Origin of the sequence: Mangrovicoccus algicola, assembly GCF_014903745.1 — a bacterium.
Classification (GTDB): domain Bacteria; phylum Pseudomonadota; class Alphaproteobacteria; order Rhodobacterales; family Rhodobacteraceae; genus Mangrovicoccus; species Mangrovicoccus algicola.
In genome coordinates this window covers 16,564-38,598 of sequence record NZ_JACVXA010000005.1, presented here as the reverse complement: position 1 = coordinate 38,598, position 22,035 = coordinate 16,564, and the positions used below count along the sequence as shown (strand labels likewise).

The following is a 22,035-nucleotide window of genomic DNA, read 5'->3' as shown; positions in this document are numbered from 1 at the left end:
CGGGGGCTGAGCCATGCCGGCACGCAGGTACAGGCTTGGCCGCGCGGCGGTCTGGCTGCTTTCCGTCCTGGGCTGGCTGCTGCTGGCCGGGGGGCTGGTGCTCATCGGGCTGGGCGTGTTCCAGATGATCGTGCTGGGCACGCGCGACCTGTGGCTTCTGGCGCCCTATCTGGGCGGCGGCTTCGCGGTGGCGATGAACGGGCTGTTCATGGTCGCGGGGGCCCAGGGAATGCTGGCGCTGTTCGACATCGCCCTGTCGGGCCGGGCGCTGGTTCTGAATGTCCCGTCCCAGCCCGGCAGCGCCGCGGCGGGGCGCGCGCAGCCCGTCCCGGCACCGCCGGAGCCTGCCCGCGACCCCCGCGGCCGGGCCCAGCCGATGCTGCGCCGGCCGGCGCAGCCCCCCGAGCCGGAAGAGCCCTGAGACGGCCGCGGCGCCGTCTCAGAGCCTCAGCCGGTTCACCAGGTCGAAGCGGCGGCCGAAGCGGATCTCGCCCTCCGCGCTGAAATGGTCGCCATCGGTCCAGTAGATCGCGCCGCAATCCATCAGGTCGCCCGGCAGGGTCAGGTCCATCAGCTCCAGTTGCGAGACATATTCGATCCGCGTCCCGGCGACCGCCTCCCGGATCGCGGCATCCAGCATGCGGATCGGGTCCAGCATGCCCGGCCGCAGCCGGAACGGATAGTCGCAGCCCTTCGCCAGGATGAAGCGGTCGGGGATGTAATGGACCGGCCGCGGCCCGAACCAGATGATCCGCGCCGTGCCGGGCAGGGCGGCAAGGTAATCCCGCGGCTCGCCGATGCGCGCCGCCACCGGGCGGGTGGCGGGGACCGGCTCGTCCACGGCCAGGGCGGTGAAGATGTCCCGGGTGGAGGCGCCGAAACGCTCCGAGCGGAGCAGCGGATAGGCGGCCTGTTCGAAGATGATCGCGCCCAGGGCATCGGGACTGTCGCGCAGGAAGGCCGCCAGCGCATCGTAGGGACAGCCCGGCTTGCCGTCATGGAACCGGCAGCTTCCGCGGGCCAGGCCCACGAGAAAGGGCCTGTCGCTGCTGGCGAGGAGCGCGCGGTAGAGATCGGAGCCGTGGCTGTCGCCCAGAACGGCGATGCCGGGTCCGTGCCGCGCGGCACAGTCCCGCAGCCGCGGCACGATATCCGCAAGCGGCGTGCGGGCGTCCTCGTCGGGATAGAGGTTGAAGCGGCAGGGCCCGGGGAACGGGTCTTCCGCGCGCTGGTCGCGCTGCGACAGCAGCCGGTGCGTGGCGACCACGGCCTGCGGGCGCGTGGCTTCCCACAGGCGGGGCCATCCGGCGCTGGCGATGCCCGAGATGCCGGCCGCCGCCGCGAGGAGCAGCACCGCCGCGGAGGCCCCGAGGATCGGCGTGCGCCCGGGCAGCCATCTGGCGGGGCGGCCGCGGAACGGCTGTTCGACGAAGGCCCAGGTCGCCGCCGCCAGAACCAGCGTCAGCACGACGAGGCCCGCGCGCAGCCAGGGTCCCGGCGGATCGTAGCTGGCCGCACGGGCCAGGACCAGCAGCGGCTGGTGCCACAGATAGGCGCTGTAGGAGACCAGGCCGACAAGCACGAAGGGCCGCCAGGTCAGGATGCGGAACACCCACTGCCCGGGGGCCGCATAGCGCAGCACCAGCACCGTGCCGAGCACCGGCACCAGCGTGAAATGCGACGGGAAGGGTGTCTCCTCGGTGAAGGTCATCGCGGAGAGCAGGATCAGCCCGAACCCGATCGAGGCGGGCAGGGCGCGTCCGCCGCGCGGCGCCGCATGCAGGTGCAGGGCCAGAAGGCTTCCGGCCAGCAATTCCCAGGCACGGCTTGGCAGCAGGAAGAAGGTCGCGCCCGGGTAATCGGCGATCCCGGCGAGGCAGAGCAGCAAGGACGCAAGGACGGCCCCCCACAGCACCCTGCGCGCCAGGGGGAGGCCCCGGCGCCACAGAAGCGCCAGCACCGGCGGGAAGATCAGGTAGAACTGTTCCTCCACCGCCAGGCTCCAGACATGCAGCAGCGGCAGGTCCTCGGCGCCGGGGGCGAAATACCCGCTATTCAGCCAGAAATGGACATTGGCATAGAAAAGCGCCGAGGCCAGCAGGCTGGCGGCATAGCCCTGCAGCTGTTCGGGCGGAAGGATCGCCAATGCGCCCAGCGTCGTGGCGCCGAGAACCAGCGCCAGCGCCGGGATCAGGCGCCGCGCGCGGCGTTCATAGAACCCCGCGAGGCTGTAGCGGCCGCGCTCCAGATCCTCCGCCAGCAGCGAGGTGATGAGGAACCCCGACAGCACGAAGAACACGTCGACGCCGACATAGCCCCCCGGGAACGGGCCCAGACCGGCATGGTAGAGGATGACCGGAAGGACGGCGAAGGCCCTCAGTCCGTCGATCTCGGGGCGGTGGCGCATGGAGGATCATCCTGCAAAGCTGTTCAGGATGGGGTAGTCATGTGCCGTGCCCCGGTCAAGCCAGCCGCCGCCGGGGATGCCGCGGCTCAGCCCTCGGCGCGCTCCTGCTCGGCGACCTGGCGCATCGCGTCCAGCGGCAGGTAGCCGCGCAGGATCTCGTCGCCCATGATGAAGGTCGGCGTCCCCGAGATCGAGAGCTGCTGGGCCAGCGCATGGTTGGCCTCCAGCGTCGCGGTGACCTGCGGATCCTCCATCCGCGCCATGACGGCATCGACATCGATCCCGGCATCGCGGCCGACCCGTTCCAGCGCGTCCGCGGTGACATTGCCGCGCAGCGTCATCAACGCGTCATGGACCTGTTCATAGGCCGCGTCCCCGGCCTCCAGCTTGACCGCCACGGCAAAGCGCGCCGCCAGCACGGACTCCTCGCCCAGGATCGGGAATTCCTTGACGACGAAGCGGATGTTGCCGTCGCTCTCGACCAGCTCGCTGACCTCGTCATAGGCCTTCTTGCAGTAGCCGCAGCGGTAATCCATGAACTCGACCAGCACCAGGTCGCCCTCGGGATTGCCGCCGACCCAGCTGGCCTCATCCTCGAACAGCGCCTCGGCATGGGCGGCGACCAGGTCCTTGTCGGCAGTGGCCTGGGCCTCGGCCTGGCGGTTCTCCAGCACGCCGATCGCCTCCATCAGCACCTCGGGATTGTCCAGGAGATAGGCGCGGATCTCCTCGCGGAACTGGGCGCGTTCGGCGTCGCTCATGGCGCCGATATCGAAGGCATGGGCGGGCATGGCCATTGCGGCGGCAAGGCTGCACCCTGCCATGAGGCTGCGGAGAGAGGTCATGAGGGTCCTACCTTCTGGTCCTGCGGTTTTTGGTCTCGCGCTCGGCGGCGTCGATGATGTCCTGGGCCCGCGCCCATCCCGGCGCGCCCACCGGCAGACCGGCCACCGCGCGCCGCGCATGGATCAGCGCGTCCTCGTACTCGCCTAATAGCGCGTAACGCTCGGCGGTGTGAAGGGAGGCCATCGCCGGTTCGCCGGTGCGCGCATAGGCCATCGCCAGATCGCGCAGCATGCCGGGATCGCGCGCGTCGCGGCTGCGCGCCGATTGCAGCACGGCCAGCGCCTCGGCATCCGTGGCCTTCGTCCCCTGGGCCAGCAGGACCTTGCCCAGCCCGGCCAGGACCTGCGGTTCCTTCGGGGCCAGTTTGGCGGCGCGGCGATAGGCGGGCAGGGCGACGTCCATGCGGTTGGATTCCAGCGCGATCCAGCCTTTCAGCTCGTGCAGGTAGGCATCTTCGGGGCGCGCGGCCAGAACCGGGTCCAGTTCCGCCCAGGCGGCCTGGGCGCGGCCCATCTTGTACTGGGCCAGCGACCGCGCGATCCGCCCGGCATCCGAAAGGTCCGAGGCGGGATAGCGGCGGAATGTGTAGTCGGGGTCGCGCAGATAGGCGCCCAGCTTGGCCTGCAGCCGCGCGAACCAGTAATCCACCATGGCCTGGTCGGCGGTGCGCGGGCCCAGGACCTCGGCATAGCTGCGGATCGCGCGCAGGCGGTCGCGCGACAGCGGGTGGCTGCGCAGATAGGCGTCCTGGCGCGAGGGCGACATATCCTCCTGCCCGGCGAACAGGGTCATCACCTCGGCCATGGCCGAGGGGTCGATCCCGGCGCGGGCGAGGAACCGCATGCCCGAACGGTCCGCGGCGCTCTCCTCCTCGCGGGTATGGCCCAGGAAGACGCCGCGCGCCGATCCGGCCGTGCCATAGGCCAGGCCCGCCCCGGCGACGGGGCTGCCGCTGAGGATCCCCGCGGTGACGCCAAGCGCAAGGCCCAGCCCGGAATAGAGCCCCGCGCTTTCGGCATTCAGGCTGCGCCGCGTGATGTGGCCATTGGTGATATGGGCCAGTTCATGGGCGATCACCGCCTGGAGCTGCGCGGGCGTGGACAGGCGCAGGATCAGCCCGGCATGGACATAGACCGCGCGGCCATCGACCACGAAGGCATTCAGCGACATGTCGTTGACGATCATCACCCTCACGGAGCCGCCCCACAGGTCGGCCGAGGTCATCACCGGCAGCGCGATCGTGTCCAGCGCGTATTCCAGCCCGGCATCGCGGATCAGCGACCTGGCCTGCGCCCCGGAGGCCAGGCACAGGACGACCATGACAGCGGCAAGCCGCCGGAGCAGGGAAGCCGTCCCGAGTTTCGCCATTGACCCTGTCGCGTCCTCTTGCAACTTGTGCCCGAGCCTAAGGAGGATTGCATGCCCACCGCAAGCCGTGCCGAAATAGATGCCTTCATCGTGATGGATGTGATGGAGGCCGCAAGCAGGGCCGAAGCGGCCGGACGGCACATCATCCACATGGAAGTCGGCCAGCCCTCGACCCCGGCGCCGCCTGCCGCGCGCGCCGCGGTGGCGCAGGCGCTGGAGTCGCAGTCGCTGGGCTATACCGTCGCGCTGGGCCTGCCCGCGCTGCGCGAGGGCATCGCCGCGCTGTATCGCCGCTGGTACGGGATCGAGCTGGACCCGGCCCGCGTGGTGGTCACGGCCGGGTCCTCCGGCGCCTTCGTGCTGGCCTTTACCGCGCTTTTCGACGCGGGGGCGCGGGTGGGCGTGACCGAACCGGGCTATCCCTCCTACCGCCAGATCCTCAAGGCGCTGGATTGCGTGCCGGTGGGGATGCCGACCCGCGACGCGGCGCGCCATGTGCTGGAACCTGTCGATGTGCCCGCGGGGCTGGACGGGATCATGGTGGCCTCGCCCGCCAATCCCACCGGCACGATGCTGGACCGCGACCAGCTGGGCGCGCTGATCGCGCAGGCCAGGGCCGCGGGCACGGCCTTCATCTCGGACGAGATCTATCACGGGCTGCATTACGGCGACCGCGCGGTCTGCGCGCTGGAAATCGACGATGACGCCTGGGTGATCAATTCCTTCTCGAAATACTTCTCGATGACCGGCTGGCGCGTCGGCTGGATGGTGGTGCCCGAACGCGACCTGCGGACGGTGGAGCGGCTGGCGCAGAACCTGTTCATCTGCCCGCCCCATGCCAGCCAGGTCGCCGCGCTGGCGGCGCTGTCGGATATCGAGGAACTGGAACGGCTGCGCGAGGGCTATGCCGCGACGCGCGCGCTGCTCCTGGAGCGGCTGCCGCGGATGGGGCTGACGCGCTTCGCCTCGCCGGACGGGGCCTTCTACGTCTATGTCGACACGGCCCATCTGGGCGATGACAGCCGCGCGCTGGCCGCCGAGATCCTCGACCGGGCGGGGGTGGCGGTGACGCCGGGGCTGGATTTCGACCCGGCGCGCGGTCATCGCACCATCCGGCTGAGCTATGCGCGCGACCGGGCGCATGTGGCCGAGGGGCTGGACCGGCTGGAGGCGTTCCTCAAGGCGCGGGACGCCCGGGCATGAGCGGGGGCATGAAAAGGGGCATGAGGCGGGCGGTTGCCGCGCTGGTCCTGGCGCTTGTCCCGGGCCTGGCGGCGGCCCTGCCCAACGAGGCGCCGGTGCTGGATCTGGCGCAATCGAAGATCCGCGGCGACTGGTTCGGGGCGGGGGTCAGCCTGGACCTGGCCCTGTCCGAGGCCGTTCCCTATGCCGTCGGCGTCCTGGCCGATCCGCCGCGCCTGGTCGTGCGCTTCCAGTCGGTGCTGGAAACCAGCGGCCAGCCCCGGCGGGGGCCCGAACCGGTGCTGGTGCCCAACGGGCTGAGCACCGAGCTTCAGCTGCCGCTGGACGGACCGGCGCTGCTGGCCTCGGCCTCGATCGACTGGCAGGATGACGGATCCGCGCGGCTGAGGCTGCGTCTGGACGGCGCCGGGCGCGACGGGTTCGCCACGGCGGCAGCCCGCTGGAAGCCGGCGCCCGCGATGACCGTGCCGGAGCGTCCGGCCCCGGGCTACCGGCTGCACGTGATGCTGGATCCCGGCCATGGCGGACAGGATCCGGGGGCCGATTACGACGGCATCCGCGAGGCGGACGTGGTGCTGTCGCTGGCCCGCGAGCTGCGCCGCGACCTGGAGGCGGACGGGTTCGAGGTCAGCCTCACCCGGGAGGATGACAGTTTCGTGCCGCTGTCCGAACGCGTGGCGCGCACCGTCGCGGCGGGGGCGGACCTGTTCGTGTCGCTGCATGCGGATGCGGTGCTGATCGGCCATGCCACCGGCGCCTCGGTGCACAGCCTGTCGCCCGAATCGGGGGGATCGGGAGACAGGTTCCTTCTGAACCGGCTGGGCGGCGCCGCCCTGGCCAGCACCGACGGCGATGTCGATGACGCGACGATGAAGGTGCTGATGGAGCTGGCGCGCGAACAGTCGCTGGAGGCCGGGGAGGCGCTGGCCGCAGATCTGGTCCAGGCGATGGGCGATGCCGGCATGCCGCTTTACAAGACGCCCAGGAAACTGTCGAATTTCGTCGTGTTGCGTGCCGCCGACGTGCCCTCGGTGCTGGTGGAGCTGGGATACCTGTCGGAACCGCAGGACCGGGCGCGGCTGGTCGATCCGCAGTTCCGCGCCGACATGGCGGCGGCCCTGGCCGAGGGCATCACCCGCTGGGCCGAGACCGGGGCCGGGCAGGGCCCGCAATAGCCGCGCGGGCCGGCGAAACCCCGCGTTTCCTCCCTATTGTGATTTTGACCCTCCCGGCGCTTGTGCGTATAAGGCCGCGACCATGGACAAGGATGTGACGGGTGCTGCGCGCCATCTTCAGCTTTTTCGGAGCGATCTTCAGCTTTCTCACCATCGGCGCGGTCCTGGGCTGCCTGATCGTCGGCGCGGTCATCTGGATGTATGGCCGTGACCTGCCCAATCACGAGCAGCTGGCGCAATACGCGCCGCCGACCATCAGCCGGGTCTATTCCTCCGAAGGCGCGCTGATCGACGAATTCGCCGAGGAACGGCGGCTCTTCGCCCCCTCCAGCGAGATCCCCGACCTGGTGAAGGAAGCCTTCATCTCGGCCGAGGACAAGAATTTCTACCATCACCGCGGCTATGACCCGATGGGCATGGTCAAGGCGGCGGTGGATGCCGCCCAGGGCGCGCGGCTGCGCGGCGCCTCGACCATCACCCAGCAGGTGATGAAGAACTTCCTGCTCAGCTCGGACCGCTCCGCCGAGCGCAAGATCAAGGAACTGATCCTGGCCGCGCGTCTGGAACAGACCATGTCCAAGGACAAGATCCTGGAACTGTACCTGAACGAGATCTATCTCGGCCAGAACAGCTATGGCGTGGCCGCCGCGGCGCAGACCTATTTCAACAAGAAGCTCAGCGACCTGACCCCGGGCGAGGTGGCCTATCTGGCGGCGCTGCCGCAGCGGCCCTCCACGCTGCATCCGGTGCGCGACTACGACGACGCGGTCGGGCGGCGCAACTACGTGCTGCGCGAGATGGAGGATAACGGGTATCTCACCGATGCGGTCGCCCAGGCCGCCATCGCCGAGCCGCTGCGCACCGTTCAGCGCGGCGACATCCCCGGCTTCCGCCAGTCGCTGCCGCCGCGCGGCTACTTCACCGACGAGGTGCGCCGCCAGCTCAGCCGCGATTTCGGCGAGACCCAGTTCTTCACCGGCGGCCTGTCGGTGCGTTCCACCCTCGATCCGCTGATGCAGGCGGCGGCGGAACAGTCGCTGCGCGACGGGCTGGAGAAATACGATCGCGGCTTCGGCATCTGGCGCGGCACCGGCGCGACCATTCCCGCCGAGACGCTGGAAGACGAGGCCGCGTGGCGCAAGGCGCTTTACGAGGTGGCCAACGAGAAGGCCCCGCGCGATATCGGCGGCTGGATCCCGGCGGTCGTGCTGTCGGTGGCGGGCGGCGAGGCGCAGATCGGCATCGAGAACCTGCCGCGCGACCCCGAAACCCAGAAGATCACCGCCGAGGACGTCAAATGGATCCGCAAGGCCAGCGTGCCGGGCGATATCCTGAGCGCGGGCGACGTGGTGCTGGTGCGGCGGATCGAGAATTCCGATGGCAGCCTGGACCGCTGGTCGCTGCGCCAGGTGCCGCTGCTGCAGGGGGCGTTCATGGCGATGGACGTCAATACCGGCCGCGTGCTGGCGATGCAGGGCGGGTTCTCCTACCAGGATTCGGTGTTCAACCGCGCCACCCAGGCGACGCGGCAGCCGGGCTCGTCCTTCAAGCCCTTCGTCTATGCCGCGGCGCTGGATTCGGGCTATACCCCCGCGACCATCGTGGTCGATGCGCCGATCGAGTTTCCCAATGGCGACGGCTCCATGTGGCGCCCGCAGAACGCGTCGAACAAGTATTACGGCCCCACGCCGCTGCGCACCGGGATCGAGCGGTCGCGCAACGTCATGACCGTGCGGCTGGCCAATGCGGTCGGCATGCCGGTGGTGGCGCAATATGCCGAACGCTTCGGCGTCTACGACCACATGGCGACCCACCTTGCCAACGCGCTGGGATCGGAGGAGACGACGCTGTTCCGCATGGTCTCGGCCTATGCGATGTTCGCCAATGGCGGCGAGCGGGTGCAGCCCAGCCTGGTCGACCGCGTGCAGGACCGCTTCGGGCGCACCACCTATCGCCATGACGACCGCGACTGCGTCGATTGCGACATCGCCTATGTGCCGCCGGGCACGGCGCCGCGCATCGCCAGCCACCGCGAACAGATCATGGACCCGATCACCGCCTATCAGCTGACATCGATGATGCGCGGCGTGGTCGAACGCGGGACCGCCTCCAACTATGTCAACCTTCCGGTGCCGATCGCGGGCAAGACCGGCACGACCAACGACGCGCGCGATGTCTGGTTCGTCGGCTTCTCCTCCAACATCGTGGCCGGCTGTTTCATGGGCTATGACAACCCCCGCGAGATCCCGCACGGATCCGGCGGCGGCATGTGCGGCCCGGTCTTCAACGACTTCATGAAAGAGGCGGTCAAGAAATTCGGCGGCGGTCCGTTCCGCGTGCCGCCGGGCGGCCATTTCATCAATATCGACCGCGTCACCGGCGCGCGTCTTTCGGCGGACGCCTCGGGACCGGGCGTGGTGGCGGAATATTTCCGCGACGGGATCGAGCCGATCTTCGGCTTGGCCGCGGCCATCGATGGCGGTTTCGCCATGGGCGAGGGGATGCCGATGTATTCGCGCGACGAGGCCCTGTCCACGGGCACGGACGAGGTCCTGACCTCGACGGGCGAACGCAAGTCGATCCCCAAGGCGGCCAATTTCGGGACCATCTCGGCGGGCGGGCTGTACTGATCCCGTCCGCGGCCGCGCCTCCGGGGGCGGCCGGTGCGCCCGATGCGCGGCGCGAGGCGGGCAACGGGCCTGGACCTTGTCCCGGTCCCGGCGGTCGCGGATCACCCCGTGACCGCCATTGCCGGACCTCCCGTCCACGGCGATATTGCGTCCGCCGCCGAGCCTGACCCGGAACGGCGCGCGGGCCCGTAGCCGTATCGACGGGGGGCAGGCCAAGGGCGATATCCGGTGCCGACGGGGCCGGGTTCCCCGCCGCCGAGCTCCTTTTCCGGGCGCGTCGGGGTTGCCGGGGCCGGAGATGGGCGGCTCTGGTTGCGTCCGGCGCGGGGCGGGGATATACCCCGATCCTGCTGAAACTGGCCGGATCCGTCATGCGCGCTGAAATACAGAACCTCGTTGCCGAAATCGAAAAATCGCTGAAGCTCTTGGCGCAGCGGATGGATATCGAAACCGCGCCGCACCGGCTGGAAGAGTTCAATGCCATGACCGAGAATCCGGATCTGTGGAACGATCCGGACAAGGCGCAGAAGCTGATGCGCGATCGCCAGATGCTGGTGGACCAGCTGGGCAATTACGAAAGCCTCAAGCAGGACCTGGCCGATAATGTCGAGCTGATCGAGCTGGGCGAGATGGAGGATGACCGGGAGGTCGTCACCGAGGCCGAGGAGGCGATCCGCCGCGTCCGCGACAGCGCCGCCCAGAAAGAGCTGGAGGCGCTGCTGAACGGCGAGGCCGACGGCAACGACACCTTCCTGGAGATCAATGCCGGCGCCGGCGGCACCGAGGCCTGCGACTGGGCCCAGATGCTGCAGCGCATGTATGTCCGCTGGGCCGAGGCGCATGGCTACGAGGTGGAACTGCAATCCGAGGAAGCCGGCTCCGAGGCGGGGATCAAGTCCGTCGCCTACAAGATTTCCGGTCCCAATGCCTATGGCTGGCTGAAATCGGAATCCGGCGTGCACCGCCTGGTGCGGATCTCGCCCTTCGGCAAGGGGACGCGCGAAACCTCCTTCGCCTCGGTCTGGGTCTACCCGGTCGTCGACGACAATATCGAGATCGAGGTGAACCCCTCGGATATCCGCATCGACACCTACCGGTCCTCGGGCGCGGGCGGGCAGCACGTCAACACCACCGACTCGGCGGTGCGGATCACCCACCACCCGACCGGCATCGTCGTGACCTCTTCGGAAAAGTCGCAGCACCAGAACCGCGACATCGCCATGAAGGCGCTGAAATCGCGGCTCTACCAGATGGAGCTGGACCGCCGGAACGCGGCGATCAACGAGGCGCATGAGAACAAGGGATCGGCCGGCTGGGGCAACCAGATCCGCAGCTACGTCCTGCAGCCCTACCAGATGGTCAAGGACCTGCGCACCAATGTCGAGACCTCGGACACGCAGGGCGTGCTGGACGGCGATCTCGACAGGTTCATGGCCGCCACGCTGGCGCTGGACGTGGCGGGCAAGAGCCGCTCGGAAGCCCGCGGCGAGTGACGCCCCGGCAGCGGGACGGGCTCAGCCCGTCCTTGCCGCCCGTGCCGCGCGCGCCTCCAGGATCGCATCGCGCGCGGCCAGCCAGTCCAGATCCGTCTCCTTCAGGTGCCCGGACAGCGCGGTGATGCGTGCCACGGCCTCCTCCTCGCCAAGCCGGTCGAACTGCGCCGCGACCAGCGGCAGCAGCGCGATGGCCAGCGCCCCATGGGCCGCAGGGCCGCCGCGCTGATCATGCGCGGCGCGGTCGGGCGCCAGGTGGAAATGCCGGTGCCGCAGGATGAACCGGTCATCCAGCGCGGCCAGGAAGGGCGCCAGCTGGGGCTGGTGCCGCAGGTTCGGGCGCAGATGCTCGGTCGTGATCGCGTAGGGGATGCGGGCATGTTCCATCAGCCCCTGTGCCATGAGGATGTTGCGGGCCATCGCGATCCGCCCCAGGTCGGGATTGTAGAGATCGCGGAAGCCCGCCAGCGGCGCGGGAAGCCCCTGGCGGCCGCGCCGCGGCACGGTGGCCAGATCATAGCTTTCGAAGCCTTCCGCGCCGAAATATTCCATCCGCTGCGGCGCGGGAAAGCCCAGCAGCACCAGGTCGGGCGCCAGAAGCGGCACATGGGTCAGCAGCATGCGCGTGACGTAATCGCCCGAGGCGCGCCCGACCGACAGGTTGAGGACATTGACCTCCTCGCGCGGCAGCTCCAGCGCCGTGGCCAGGTGGTCGCCCAGCCGCGCGCCATAGGTCAGGTGCTGGTGGATGCCGGTGCCGAAGGCGCGGCAGGCGCCGATCACGCAGATGCGCAGGCGGGCATCGGGGCGGTATTCCTCGCCGCGGAAACCGGCGCTGTTGAACCGGTAGGATATCAGCCCCGTGTCGTCATCATCGTAGAAACGGGTATGGGCGAAGGGCCGGTGGCCGCTATGCGGCAGGTCGCAGGGAAGGACAGGTCCTTCCTCCGGGGGCTCCGGCGGCATGGTCATGGCCACCGGCCGGGGCGGGGGGAAACGGGCCGCGCGACGGCCCGTTCACGGAAAGGCGGACGCTGCAACGGACATTCTCCCTGAACCTGCCGTCATTGGTACGAAGGAATGCCCGCTCCCATCAAGCCCCTGCGCAGGGTCAGGCGGTCAGCACGCCCTCGGGGCTGAGCCGGGTGCGCCCGCCCAGATAGGGATGCAGCGCGGCAGGCAGGTCGACGCCGCCATCCGCGGTCTGGCCGTTTTCCAGCACCGCGATCAGCGCGCGGCCCACCGCCAGGCCCGACCCGTTCAGCGTATGGACGAATTCCGGCTTGCCGCCGCCCTCGGGGCGGAAGCGGGCATTCATGCGCCGCGCCTGGAAATCGCCGCAATTCGACACGGAGCTGATCTCGCGATAGGTGTCCTGCCCGGGCAGCCAGACCTCGATGTCATGGGTCCGGACCGCGCCGAAGCCGATATCTCCCGAACACAGGATGACCGTGCGGAAGGGCAGGCCCAGCTTCTCCAGGATGCCCTCGGCGCAGGCGGTCATGCGCTCCTGCTCGGCCTCGCTCTGGTCGGGGCGCACCACCGAGACCATTTCCACCTTCTCGAACTGGTGCTGGCGCAGCATGCCCGCCGTATCGCGCCCGGCGCTGCCTGCCTCGGACCGGAAGCACTGGGTATGGGCGACCATGCGGCGGGGCAGGGCGGCCTCGTCGAGGATCAGGTCGTTGACGGTGTTGGTCAGCGTCACCTCGGCGGTCGGCACCAGCCAGAACCCTTCTCGGGTCCGATAGCTGTCCTCGCCGAATTTCGGCAGCTGCCCGGTGCCGTAAAGCATTTCCTCGCGCACCAGCACGGGGGTCCAGGTTTCCTGCAGCCCGTTCTCGTCGACATGGGTATCCAGCATGAACTGCGCCAGCGCCCGGTGGATGCGGGCCACCGCGCCCTTCAGCACGACGAAGCGCGCGCCCGACAGCTTGGCCGCCGTCTCGAAATCCATGCCCGCCATGACGCCGGGGATCTGGTAATGCTCCTTCGGGGCGAAGGCGAATTCGCGCGGCGTGCCGTTGCGGCGCAGTTCCACATTGTCGGCCTCGTCCGCGCCCTCGGGCACCGCGTCGGACATGATGTTGGGCAGCGTCATCAGCAGGTCGCGCAGCGCCTCGTCGCGGGCCTTGGCCTCGGCCTCCAGCGCGGCGATCTCCTCCTTCTTGGCGGCCACGAGGGCGCGCAGCCGCTCGAATTCCGCCTCGTTGCCCTGCGCCTTGGCGCGGCCGACCTCCTTGGACGCCGCGTTGCGTTCGGCCAGCGCGGCCTCGGCGGCGGCGATCTTGGCGCGGCGCTCGGAATCGAGGGCCAGCACCTCGTCCGACACGCCCGAAAGCCCCCGCCGCGCCATGGCGGCGTCGAAAGCTGCGGGATTGTCGCGGATCATGCGGATGTCGTGCATTCTGGCCTCCGGGCATCGTTTGCCGGTCTCCTAGCCCATCGCCGGGCCCGGGCCAAGCGGATGATGGATCCTTCCCGGGACACCCCGCCTCGGCTGCGATCCGGCATCGGGCGCGTGCCGCCCGGCCCGGCCCGTCCGATCCCGCCGCGCAGGTCGCCGCCACGGCATGGAAACGGGCCGCTGCGCCGCCGGGACCGGATCGCCGAGGGCTCATCCGGGCATGAGGCGGAACGGGCCTGCCTTGATCCGGCAGGAGGACGGGGCGCGATGCTCCGGTCGATCCCGGGCGGGCGCCAGGGGGCGCCGGGGGATCTGGCCGCTGGAGCTTGCCTTGGCGGCGGGGGGGGGGGCGGCGGCGGCAATGCCTCGCGCCTTGCGTATTTCGCAGCCCTGCCTTGCCATTCCCTCCGGTGGTGCATAGGTTCCGCCCGACCTTGAACCTGCCCGAGGAGGGACCCCAAGAATGTTCGCGACACCTGCCTTTGCCCAAGCCGCCGGAGCCGGCGGGCCGATGGCCGCCATCCAGGGCTTCGTGCCGCTGATCCTGATCTTCGCCATCATGTATTTCCTGCTGATCCGTCCCCAGCAGAAGAAGGTCAAGGAGCACAAGGCGATGATCGAGGCGGTGCGCCGCGGCGACCAGGTCGTCACCCAGGGCGGCGTGATCGGCAAGGTCACCAAGGTCAAGGAAGACGGCGAGGTCGAGGTGGAGATCGCCCCCGAGGTCCGCGTCCGCGTGGTCAAGTCCACCATCGCCCAGGTGGTGTCCAAGACCGAGCCGGCAGCCTCCTGATGCTGGACGTTCCGGTCTGGAAACGGGTCCTCGTCACGGGCCTGTGCGTGGCGGGGCTGCTATTTGCAGCCCCGAACCTGTTCTACTCCCGCGTGGAGAGCCATAACGATGCGCTCCAGGCCGTCGAACGGACCGGGACGACAACCCCCGAACTGCAGGCGGCCGCGGATGGGTGGCCGTCCTTCCTGCCTTCGGGGCTGGTGAATCTGGGCCTCGACCTCAGGGGCGGGGCGCATCTTCTGGCCGAGGTGCATACGCAGGATGTCTATGCCGACCGCATGGACAACCTGTGGCCCGAGATCCGCGACGCGCTGCGCGCCGAACGCGGCACCATCGGCACCATCCGCCGCCAGGACAGCGCGCCCGACGAGCTGCGCATCCGGGTGGGCAATCCCGACAACATCCAGGCGGCCGTCCGGGCCGTGGCCGACCTGTCCTCGCCCATCGTGTCGCTGACCGGGGTGGGGGCGCGCGACTTCGAGGCCAGCGCCGAGGGGGCCGAGGTGGTCGTGCGCCTCAGCGAGGCAGAGCGCGCCGCCACCGACGACCGCACCATGCGCCAGTCGCTGGAGATCATCCGCCGCCGCGTCGACGAGGCGGGGACGCGCGAACCCACGATCCAGCGCCAGGGCGAGGACCGCATCCTGATCCAGGTGCCGGGCATCGGATCGGCGCAGGAACTGAAGAACCTGATCGGCACCACCGCGCGGCTGACCTTCAACGAGGTCGCGGGGCGCACCGCCAGCGAGAACCAGCCGGTCGATCCCGGCCAGGAACTGGTCCCGGCGATGAACGAGCCCGGCACCTTCTACGCCATCGAGACGACCGCTGTCGTTTCGGGCGAGGATCTGACCGATGCGCAGCCCTCCTTCGACCAGAACGGCCGCCCGGCGGTCAGTTTCCGGTTCAATCCCGGCGGCGCGCGGCGCTTCGGCGATTTCACTGCCGGGCATATCGGCGAACCCTTCGCCATCGTTCTGGATGGCGAGGTCGTCTCGGCCCCGGTGATCCAGAGCCATATCGCCGGCGGTTCGGGCATCATCACCGGCAATTTCGATGTCGAGGAGTCCACCCAGCTTGCCGTGCTCTTGCGCGCAGGCGCCCTGCCGGCCGAGATGACCTTCCTCGAGGAACGCACGATCGGCCCGGAACTGGGCGCGGATTCGATCCGGGCGGGCGCGCTGGCCTGCGCCGTGGCCTTCGTCGCGGTGCTGATCTTCATGTTCGCGGCCTACGGGCTGTTCGGGCTTTTCGCCAATATCGCGCTGATCATCAATATCGGGCTGATCTTCGGGGCGCTGTCGCTGATCGGCGCCACGCTGACCCTGCCGGGGATCGCGGGGATCGTGCTGACCATCGGCATGGCGGTCGATGCCAACGTCCTGATCTTCGAGCGGATCAAGGAAGAGCTGAAGACCGCGCGGGGTCCGGCGCGGGCGATCGAGCTGGGCTACGAGAAGGCCTTCAGCGCCATCGCCGATGCCAACATCACCACGCTGATCACCGCGGGCATCCTGTATTTCATGGGCTCCGGCCCGGTGAAGGGCTTTGCCATCACCCTGGGCATCGGCATCATCACCTCGGTCTTCGCGGCGATCTACGTGACGCGGCTGATCGTGGTGGCCTGGTTCTCCCGGGCCCGTCCGAAGACGCTGGAGGTCTGACATGAAGCGGCTGAGACTTGTTCCCGAAACCACCGATTGGGACTTCTTCCGCCTGACGAAGGTCTTCTTCGCGGCCTCGGGCCTGGCGATGGTCGCTTCGGTCGTGCTGTTCTTCGCCATGGGGCTGAATTTCGGCATCGACTTCCGCGGCGGCACCACGATCCGCACCGAAAGCGCGCAGCCCGTCGATGTCGGGGCCTATCGCGACGCGATGGCGCCGCTGGGGCTGGGCGACGTGGCGATCAGCGAGGTCTTCGATCCGACCTTCGACGAGGATCAGCATGTCGCGCAGATCCGCATTGAGGCGCAGGGCGATGGCGACGCCTCCGTCGCCCAGCAGGTCATCGCCGATGTCGAGGCGGCGCTGCAATCGGTCGATCCCACGATCACCTTCCCGCAGGTGGAAAGCGTCGGTCCCAAGGTCTCGGGCGAGCTTGTCACCGAAGCGGTGATCGCCGTGACGCTCGCCATCGCGGCGGTGCTGGTCTATATCTGGCTGCGCTTCGAATGGCAGTTCGCGGCAGGTGCTGTGCTGAGCCTCGTCCATGACGTGACGCTGACCATCGGCATCTTCGCGCTTCTGCAGATCAAGTTCGACCTGGCGATCATCGCGGCGCTGCTGACCATCGTGGGCTATTCGCTGAACGACACGGTGGTGGTGTTCGACCGGGTGCGCGAGAACCTGCAGCGCTACAAGAAGCGGCCGCTGAAGGAGGTTCTGAACCTCTCCATCAACGAGACGCTCAGCCGCACGACGATGACCTCCTTCACCACGCTGATCGCGCTTTTCGCGCTTTTCGCGCTGGGGGGGGACGTGATCCGCGGCTTCGTCTTCGCGATGATCTGGGGGATCGTGGTGGGCACCTATTCCTCGATCTACGTGGCCTCGGCGATCCTGTTGCGCCTCGGCGTGAAGCGCGACTGGTCCAGGAAGAACGACGGCAAGGGCGGCACGCAATTCGCCAATATCGACGCCTGAGATCCGCGCAGCCCCGTCGGCTGCGCAAGGGGGCCGTCCTTCGGGGCGGCCCCTTTTTCATGCGCCGGGCGCGACCGGACGGCGCGGCGGGGGAGGACCGGCAATTCGGATTTGACAGATTTATGACACTGGGGGCAGGCTCGGTCCGGGCCCCGGCGCAGACATCCGAGGGCCGCGTCTGATCAAAGGATTTCGCCATGTCCCCGTGCTATCGCCGCTCCGTCTCCGCCGCGGCCCTTGCCGCCTTCCTTGCCCTGCCTCTCGCGGCCCAGGCGCAGGAGGCCGTCCCGCAGAACGACCTGATGAACGCCACCGTCTGGATGGAGACCTCGGTCGAGTACAAGGCCACGGTGATGCAGCTGTTCAAGCTGGCGCAGACGCAGCTGGATGCCGCGCTGGCCGACAGCGAATGGACCGCCGTCCCCGACAAGCAGGGCGAGGGCTATGCCGACCTGCCGGTCGCGATCGTCGCCGATCTCGACGAGACGCTGATGGATAACGGCAATTACCAGGCCTCGCTGGTCAAGCGCGGCACCTCCTACAGCTCGTCGGAATGGACCGATTACGTCAACAGCCAGACCTCGGGCGCGCTGCCCGGCGCGCTGGATTTCCTGAACTATGCCGACAGCCAGGGGGTGAAGATCTTCTACGTCTCCAACCGCAAGAACGTGGAGAAGGAGGGCACGATCGGAAATCTCGAGGCGCTGGGATTCCCGATGGGCGGCAATGTCGACACGGTCCTGCTGCGCGGCGACAAGGAGGAATGGGGCTCTGCCAAGGAGAACCGCATCGCCTTCGTGGCCGAGAATTACCGCGTCGCGCTGCTGATGGGCGACAATTTCGGCGATTTCTCGGATGCCGCGGATGGCAGCCTGGAGGAACGCGATGCCGCGCTGGAGGAAGCGGCGGAGCATTTCGGCAAGGACTGGATCATCTTCCCGAACCCCGAATACGGGTCCTGGGAATCGGCGACTTTCGGCGGCGACTGGTCGCTGTCGCCTGATGAGCGCCGCCAGATGAAGATCGACGCGATGGAGGCCTGGACCCCGGCCGAGTAACGGTGCCGGGCGGCCTCTCCGGCACTGCGGAGGGGCCGCCGAAGGACTGTGTTGCGGTGGCGGCGGCGGGCCCCTAAGGGTCGGAAAACCCCGGAGGACCCATGGATACCAGGACCGTCATCACCGCCTATTTCGAGGCTTTCAACGCAGGCGATGCCGCCGCCATGCTGGAACTGCTGGCCGAGGATGTGGAACATCACGTCAACCAGGGCGGCATCCGCCGCGGCAAGGCGGCGTTTGCCGAGTTCTGCGCCCATATGGAGCGCTGCTATTCGGAAAACCTCACCGATCTGGTGATCTTCGCCGAGGGCGATCGCGCGGCGGCGGAATTCACCGTCAACGGCACCTACAAGGCCGATGACGAGGGGCTGCCGCCCGCGCATGGCCAGACCTATCGCCTGCCCGCAGGGTCGTTCTTCGCGCTGAAGGACGGCAGGATCGCGCGGGTGACGACCTATTACAATCTGGAAGACTGGATCGCCCAGGTGTCCTGAGCCTGCGGGCGCGGGAGGGGCGGACCCTCCCGCGCCGCTGTCACAGCGCGTAGATCGCGGCGAATTTCTCTTCGAGATAGGCCAGGAGCGGTTCCGCCCCGGGCTCCGTGCCGCAGGCGCGGGCGATGGTGTCGCGCGGCTCGAAACGGCTGCCATGGCGCTGCAGGTTGCGCGCCAGCCAGTCCAGCGCCGCCGACAGGTCGCCTTCCTCCATCTGCGCATCCAGGTCGGGGATGTCGCGGCGCAGCGCCTGATGCAGGCAGCCTGCATAGACATTGCCAAGCGCATAGGTCGGGAAATAGCCGAATAGCCCGACCGACCAGTGCACGTCCTGCAGCACGCCATTCGACGGCTTGTCGACCGCGACGCCGAAATCGGCGGCGAAACGGTCATTCCAGGCGCCGGGCAGGTCGGCCACGGCCAGATCCCCGGCGATCAGGGCGCGTTCCAGGTCGAAGCGCAGCATGACATGCAGGTTGTAATGCACCTCGTCGGCCTCGGTGCGGATGAACCCCGAATGCACCCGGTTGACGGCGGCGAAGAACTCCTCGGGCCCGCCGATGCGCAGGTCGCCGAAGCTTTCCTGCATCCGGTGGAACAGCCAGGTGGTGAAGGCGCGCGAGCGGCCGAGCTGGTTCTCGTAGATGCGGCTCTGGCTTTCATGCACGCCCATCGAGGCGCCCGCGCCCAGCGGCGTCAGAAGATAGGCGGGATCGACCTTCTGCTCATAGGTGGCGTGGCCGACCTCGTGGATGGTCGAGTAGAAGCAGTTGAACGGATCGGCCGGATCGGTGCGGGTGGTGATGCGCACATCCGTCCCCGAGCCCGAGGAGAAGGGATGCACCGCCTTGTCGATGCGCCCGCGGGTGAAGTCATAGCCGAAGGCCGCCGCCAGCTTCTCCGACAGCGCCATCTGCGCCGCCTCGTCGAACTCGCCCGACAGCTTCGGGGCGGTCGCGGCGCTGTCCAGGATGCGGGCGCGCAGATCGACGAGCGGCGGGCGCAGCGCGTCGAAAAGCGTCGCGATCTCGGCCGCGGTGGTGCCGGGTTCGTAATCCTGCAGCAGCGCGTCATAGGCATCGCCGCCCGCGGCCAGCGCCGCGCCTTCCTCCTGTTTCAGCGCGACGATCTGCGCCAGGCGCGGGGCGAACCCCGCCCAGTCCTCGCCGCGCCGTGCCGCCGCCCATTCGCCCTGGGCCACGGAGGTGACGCGCGCCAGTTCCACCGCCAGCCGCGCGGGCACCTTGGTGGCGCGCGCGTGGCTGCGTCGGATCAGCCGCAGCTGCGCCGCGCCCACCTCGTCGGGGGCCTCGGCCGCGTCCAGCCAGCCGCCGATGCGGGGATCGCCGCGGCGGGCATGCAGCACCGATTCCAGCGCCGCCATCTCCTCGCCGCGCATTTCGGCCGCGCCTGCGGGCATCATCGTTTCCTGGTCCCAGCCGGTGCGACCCGCGACGGAGGCCAGCGCCTCGGTCTCGCGGGTGAAGGCCATCAGCTCGTCATATGCGCTCATCTCAGCCTCTCACCGACTGTGCCACGGGATACTGGGCGAGGAACCGCGCCCGGATGATGGCGATCCACAGCAGGATCGCGGTGAACTGGTGGGCGATGGCCAGCGGCAGCGGCGCGGCATGCAGCACCGTCATGATGCCCAGCACCATCTGCCACAGCAGCAGCCCCGCGGCGATGGAGAAGGCCGCGCGGGTCGCGCCATTGCCCGAGCGGCGCGAGCGCCGCCAGACCACCAGCCCGAAGATCACCAGAAGATAGCCCGAGACGCGGTGGAAGAACTGCACCGTGCCCGGGTTCTCGAAGAAATTGGTCCAGAACGGGTCGAGCCCCCACATGTCCAGCGGGAAGATCCCCCCCGCCATCAGCGGCCAGTCGGTGAAGGTGCGGCCCGCATCGATCCCCGCCACCAGCGCGCCCAGCAGGATCTGCAGCATGGCGAAATGCATCAGCCCGGTGGCCATGGAGAACAGCTTGGGCTCCTTGCCGCGGCGGGCCTGCATCAGCGCATGGGCCGGGCGCGACAGCAGCAGCATCGTCCAGGCGATCAGCCCCAGGATGGCGAAGGCGATCCCCAGATGCACCGCCAGCCGGTAGCTGGCGACCGAGACCATGGTGCCGACCAGCCCCGAGGAGACCATCCACCAGCCGATCGCGCCCTGCAGCCCGCCCAGGACGCCCAGGATCGCGGCGCGTCTGGCGATGCCCGGGGGCATGCGTTTCGTGGCCAGGAAAAAGACGAAGCCCGCCGCCCAGACCAGCCCCATGACGCGGCCCAGCTGCCGGTGGCCCCATTCCCACCAGTAGATCGACTTGAATTCGCCCAGCGTCATGCCGGCATTCATGTGTTCGTATTGCGGGCTTGCCTGGTACTTGGCGAACTCGCTGTCCCAGCCTTCGGCGCTCATCGGCGGCAGCGCGCCGGTCACGGGTTTCCACTCGGTGATCGACAGGCCGCTATCGGTCAGCCGGGTCAGTCCGCCGACGGTGATCATCGCCACGACCAGAAGGCCGAGGATCAGCAGCCAGATCCGCACCGCGCCGCGGCCCCGGTCCTGGCCGCGATCGATCAGTCCGGGGGTGGGCGTGGCCTTCGCGGCCGGGCCCTCGGCGCCGACCTCTTCGAATATGCTTCGCTTGCTCATGGGGTGCTCCCTCACATGGTCGCGGGTTTCCTAGGACACGCGACCGGGGCGGGCAAGCGCCGCGCCCGCGGGGCGGGACGTTTCGGACGGGCCGGGACTAGCCGCGCTCCTTCCAGCGCACCATCTGGCGCAGCATCCCGTGGAAGATCTGCACGTCCGAGCGGGTCAGCGGCATCCGCGACCACAGGTTGCGCAGCACGATCTTCATGCCCTCGGCCTTTTCCGGCGGATAGAAGAACCCGGCCTCTTCCATGCGGCGGTCGTAATGTTCGGCCAGCTTCTCGATCTCGGTGGCGCTGGCCATGTCGGCCCCGGCCAGCTCCAGCCGCGCGGGCGCGACCTCATGGACCTGGCGGCGCCATTCATAGGCGGTCAGCAGCACGCATTGCGCCAGGTTGAGCGAGGCGAAATCGGGGTTCACCGGCACGTTGATGATCGCATTGGCCCGCGCGATGTCGTCGTTTTCCAGCCCGGCGCGTTCCGGCCCGAAGAGGACGGCCGTACGCTGGCCCTGGCGGGCCAGGCTCGCGGCATGGGCCATCGCCGCCTCGGGGGTGAAGACGGGCTTGGTCAGGCCGCGGGCCCGCGCGGTGGTGGCGAAGACATAGGCGCAATCCTCCAGAGCGGCGGGCGTGTCCTGCGCGTGCACGGCCTCGTCCAGCAGCCGTCCCGCGCCCGAGGCCATGGCCACCGCCTTGGGGTTGGGCCAGCCGTCGCGGGGGGCGACGACGCGCATCCGGTCGAGGCCGAAATTCCACATCGCCCGGGCGGCGCCCCCGATATTCTCGCCCATCTGCGGGCGGACGAGGACGAAGACGGGGGCGAGTTCGGGCGGGATTGCGGCGGTCTGGCTCATGGCGCGCG

The 22,035-nt window shown here is 68.9% G+C and carries 18 protein-coding genes; 10 read left to right on the top strand and 8 right to left on the bottom strand.

Translation table 11 applies throughout. The features are described 5' to 3' along the window. Window positions 1-13: 13 nt before the first annotated feature. Complete coding sequence (locus tag ICN82_RS02380) at window positions 14-421, top strand: hypothetical protein (protein ID WP_193179240.1); 408 nt, start codon at window positions 14-16, stop codon at window positions 419-421. A gap of 18 nt (window positions 422-439) precedes the next feature. Here ICN82_RS02380 and ICN82_RS02375 read toward each other — a convergent pair whose 3' ends face one another. From ICN82_RS02375 to ICN82_RS02365, 3 genes are all read right to left on the bottom strand, one after another. Continuing rightward, the gene (locus tag ICN82_RS02375; RefSeq protein ID WP_193179239.1) at window positions 440-2,407 is read right to left on the bottom strand and encodes an acyltransferase family protein; all 1,968 of its coding nucleotides are present in this window, start codon (window positions 2,405-2,407) and stop codon (window positions 440-442) included. Between the two features lie 86 nt (window positions 2,408-2,493). Then, window positions 2,494-3,252, bottom strand: coding sequence for a DsbA family protein (locus ICN82_RS02370; RefSeq protein ID WP_193179238.1), 759 nt, complete (start codon window positions 3,250-3,252; stop codon window positions 2,494-2,496). A 7-nt stretch (window positions 3,253-3,259) separates the two neighbouring features. Then, window positions 3,260-4,621: a M48 family metalloprotease gene (locus ICN82_RS02365; protein ID WP_193179237.1), complete on the bottom strand. Its 1,362-nt coding sequence runs from the start codon at window positions 4,619-4,621 to the stop codon at window positions 3,260-3,262. Window positions 4,622-4,672: 51 nt separating this feature from the next. On the opposite strand from ICN82_RS02365, the gene ICN82_RS02360 reads away from it, so the two are divergent. The 4 genes from ICN82_RS02360 to prfB all read left to right on the top strand — a co-directional run bounded on the left by ICN82_RS02360 (window position 4,673) and on the right by prfB (window position 11,122). Continuing rightward, complete coding sequence (locus ICN82_RS02360; RefSeq protein WP_193179236.1) at window positions 4,673-5,824, top strand: pyridoxal phosphate-dependent aminotransferase; 1,152 nt, start codon at window positions 4,673-4,675, stop codon at window positions 5,822-5,824. Window positions 5,825-5,844: 20 nt separating this feature from the next. Next, on the top strand, window positions 5,845-6,999 hold the full coding sequence (locus ICN82_RS02355) for an N-acetylmuramoyl-L-alanine amidase family protein (RefSeq protein ID WP_193179235.1): 1,155 nt from the start codon (window positions 5,845-5,847) through the stop codon (window positions 6,997-6,999). A 101-nt stretch (window positions 7,000-7,100) separates the two neighbouring features. After that, on the top strand, window positions 7,101-9,629 hold the full coding sequence (locus ICN82_RS02350) for a penicillin-binding protein 1A (RefSeq protein ID WP_193179234.1): 2,529 nt from the start codon (window positions 7,101-7,103) through the stop codon (window positions 9,627-9,629). 371 nt (window positions 9,630-10,000) lie between these two features. After that, window positions 10,001-11,122, top strand: coding sequence for a peptide chain release factor 2 (gene prfB / locus ICN82_RS02345; protein ID WP_193179233.1), 1,122 nt, complete (start codon window positions 10,001-10,003; stop codon window positions 11,120-11,122). Window positions 11,123-11,143: 21 nt separating this feature from the next. Here prfB and ICN82_RS02340 read toward each other — a convergent pair whose 3' ends face one another. Together ICN82_RS02340 and serS are read right to left on the bottom strand one after the other, a co-directional pair. Continuing rightward, window positions 11,144-12,094 (bottom strand): hypothetical protein, encoded by a 951-nt coding sequence (locus ICN82_RS02340; protein WP_193179232.1) that lies wholly within the window; start codon window positions 12,092-12,094, stop codon window positions 11,144-11,146. Between the two features lie 139 nt (window positions 12,095-12,233). Further along, window positions 12,234-13,529 carry a serine--tRNA ligase gene (gene serS / locus ICN82_RS02335; RefSeq protein WP_193179231.1) on the bottom strand — a complete coding sequence of 432 codons (1,296 nt, stop codon included), beginning with the start codon at window positions 13,527-13,529 and terminating at the stop codon, window positions 12,234-12,236. Between the two features lie 463 nt (window positions 13,530-13,992). Here serS and yajC point away from each other — a divergent pair, with 463 nt between their 5' ends. The 5 genes from yajC to ICN82_RS02310 all read left to right on the top strand — a co-directional run bounded on the left by yajC (window position 13,993) and on the right by ICN82_RS02310 (window position 18,517). Beyond that, window positions 13,993-14,322, top strand: a complete 330-nt coding sequence (yajC, locus tag ICN82_RS02330; RefSeq protein ID WP_193179230.1) for a preprotein translocase subunit YajC — start codon at window positions 13,993-13,995, stop codon at window positions 14,320-14,322. Further along, on the top strand, window positions 14,322-15,986 hold the full coding sequence (gene secD, locus ICN82_RS02325) for a protein translocase subunit SecD (RefSeq protein ID WP_193179229.1): 1,665 nt from the start codon (window positions 14,322-14,324) through the stop codon (window positions 15,984-15,986). The genes yajC and secD overlap by 1 nt, the downstream gene beginning before the upstream one ends. Window position 15,987: 1 nt before the next feature. Next, on the top strand, window positions 15,988-16,965 hold the full coding sequence (gene secF / locus ICN82_RS02320) for a protein translocase subunit SecF (protein ID WP_193179228.1): 978 nt from the start codon (window positions 15,988-15,990) through the stop codon (window positions 16,963-16,965). Window positions 16,966-17,162: 197 nt separating this feature from the next. Next, window positions 17,163-18,023 (top strand): 5'-nucleotidase, lipoprotein e(P4) family, encoded by an 861-nt coding sequence (locus ICN82_RS02315; RefSeq protein ID WP_193179227.1) that lies wholly within the window; start codon window positions 17,163-17,165, stop codon window positions 18,021-18,023. 101 nt (window positions 18,024-18,124) lie between these two features. Next, complete coding sequence (locus ICN82_RS02310; protein WP_193179226.1) at window positions 18,125-18,517, top strand: ketosteroid isomerase-related protein; 393 nt, start codon at window positions 18,125-18,127, stop codon at window positions 18,515-18,517. A gap of 40 nt (window positions 18,518-18,557) precedes the next feature. Here ICN82_RS02310 and ICN82_RS02305 read toward each other — a convergent pair whose 3' ends face one another. The 3 genes from ICN82_RS02305 to ICN82_RS02295 all read right to left on the bottom strand — a co-directional run bounded on the left by ICN82_RS02305 (window position 18,558) and on the right by ICN82_RS02295 (window position 22,027). Continuing rightward, window positions 18,558-20,030, bottom strand: a complete 1,473-nt coding sequence (locus tag ICN82_RS02305) for a carboxypeptidase M32 (RefSeq protein WP_193179225.1) — start codon at window positions 20,028-20,030, stop codon at window positions 18,558-18,560. Window position 20,031: 1 nt separating this feature from the next. Continuing rightward, entirely contained in the window at window positions 20,032-21,171 is a 1,140-nt protein-coding gene (gene ctaA / locus ICN82_RS02300) for a heme A synthase (protein WP_193179224.1), read from the bottom strand. Window positions 21,172-21,268: 97 nt separating this feature from the next. Next, a complete protein-coding gene (locus ICN82_RS02295) occupies window positions 21,269-22,027 on the bottom strand; it encodes an RNA methyltransferase (protein WP_193179336.1) in 759 nt (252 codons plus the stop codon). Window positions 22,028-22,035 lie beyond the last annotated feature (8 nt).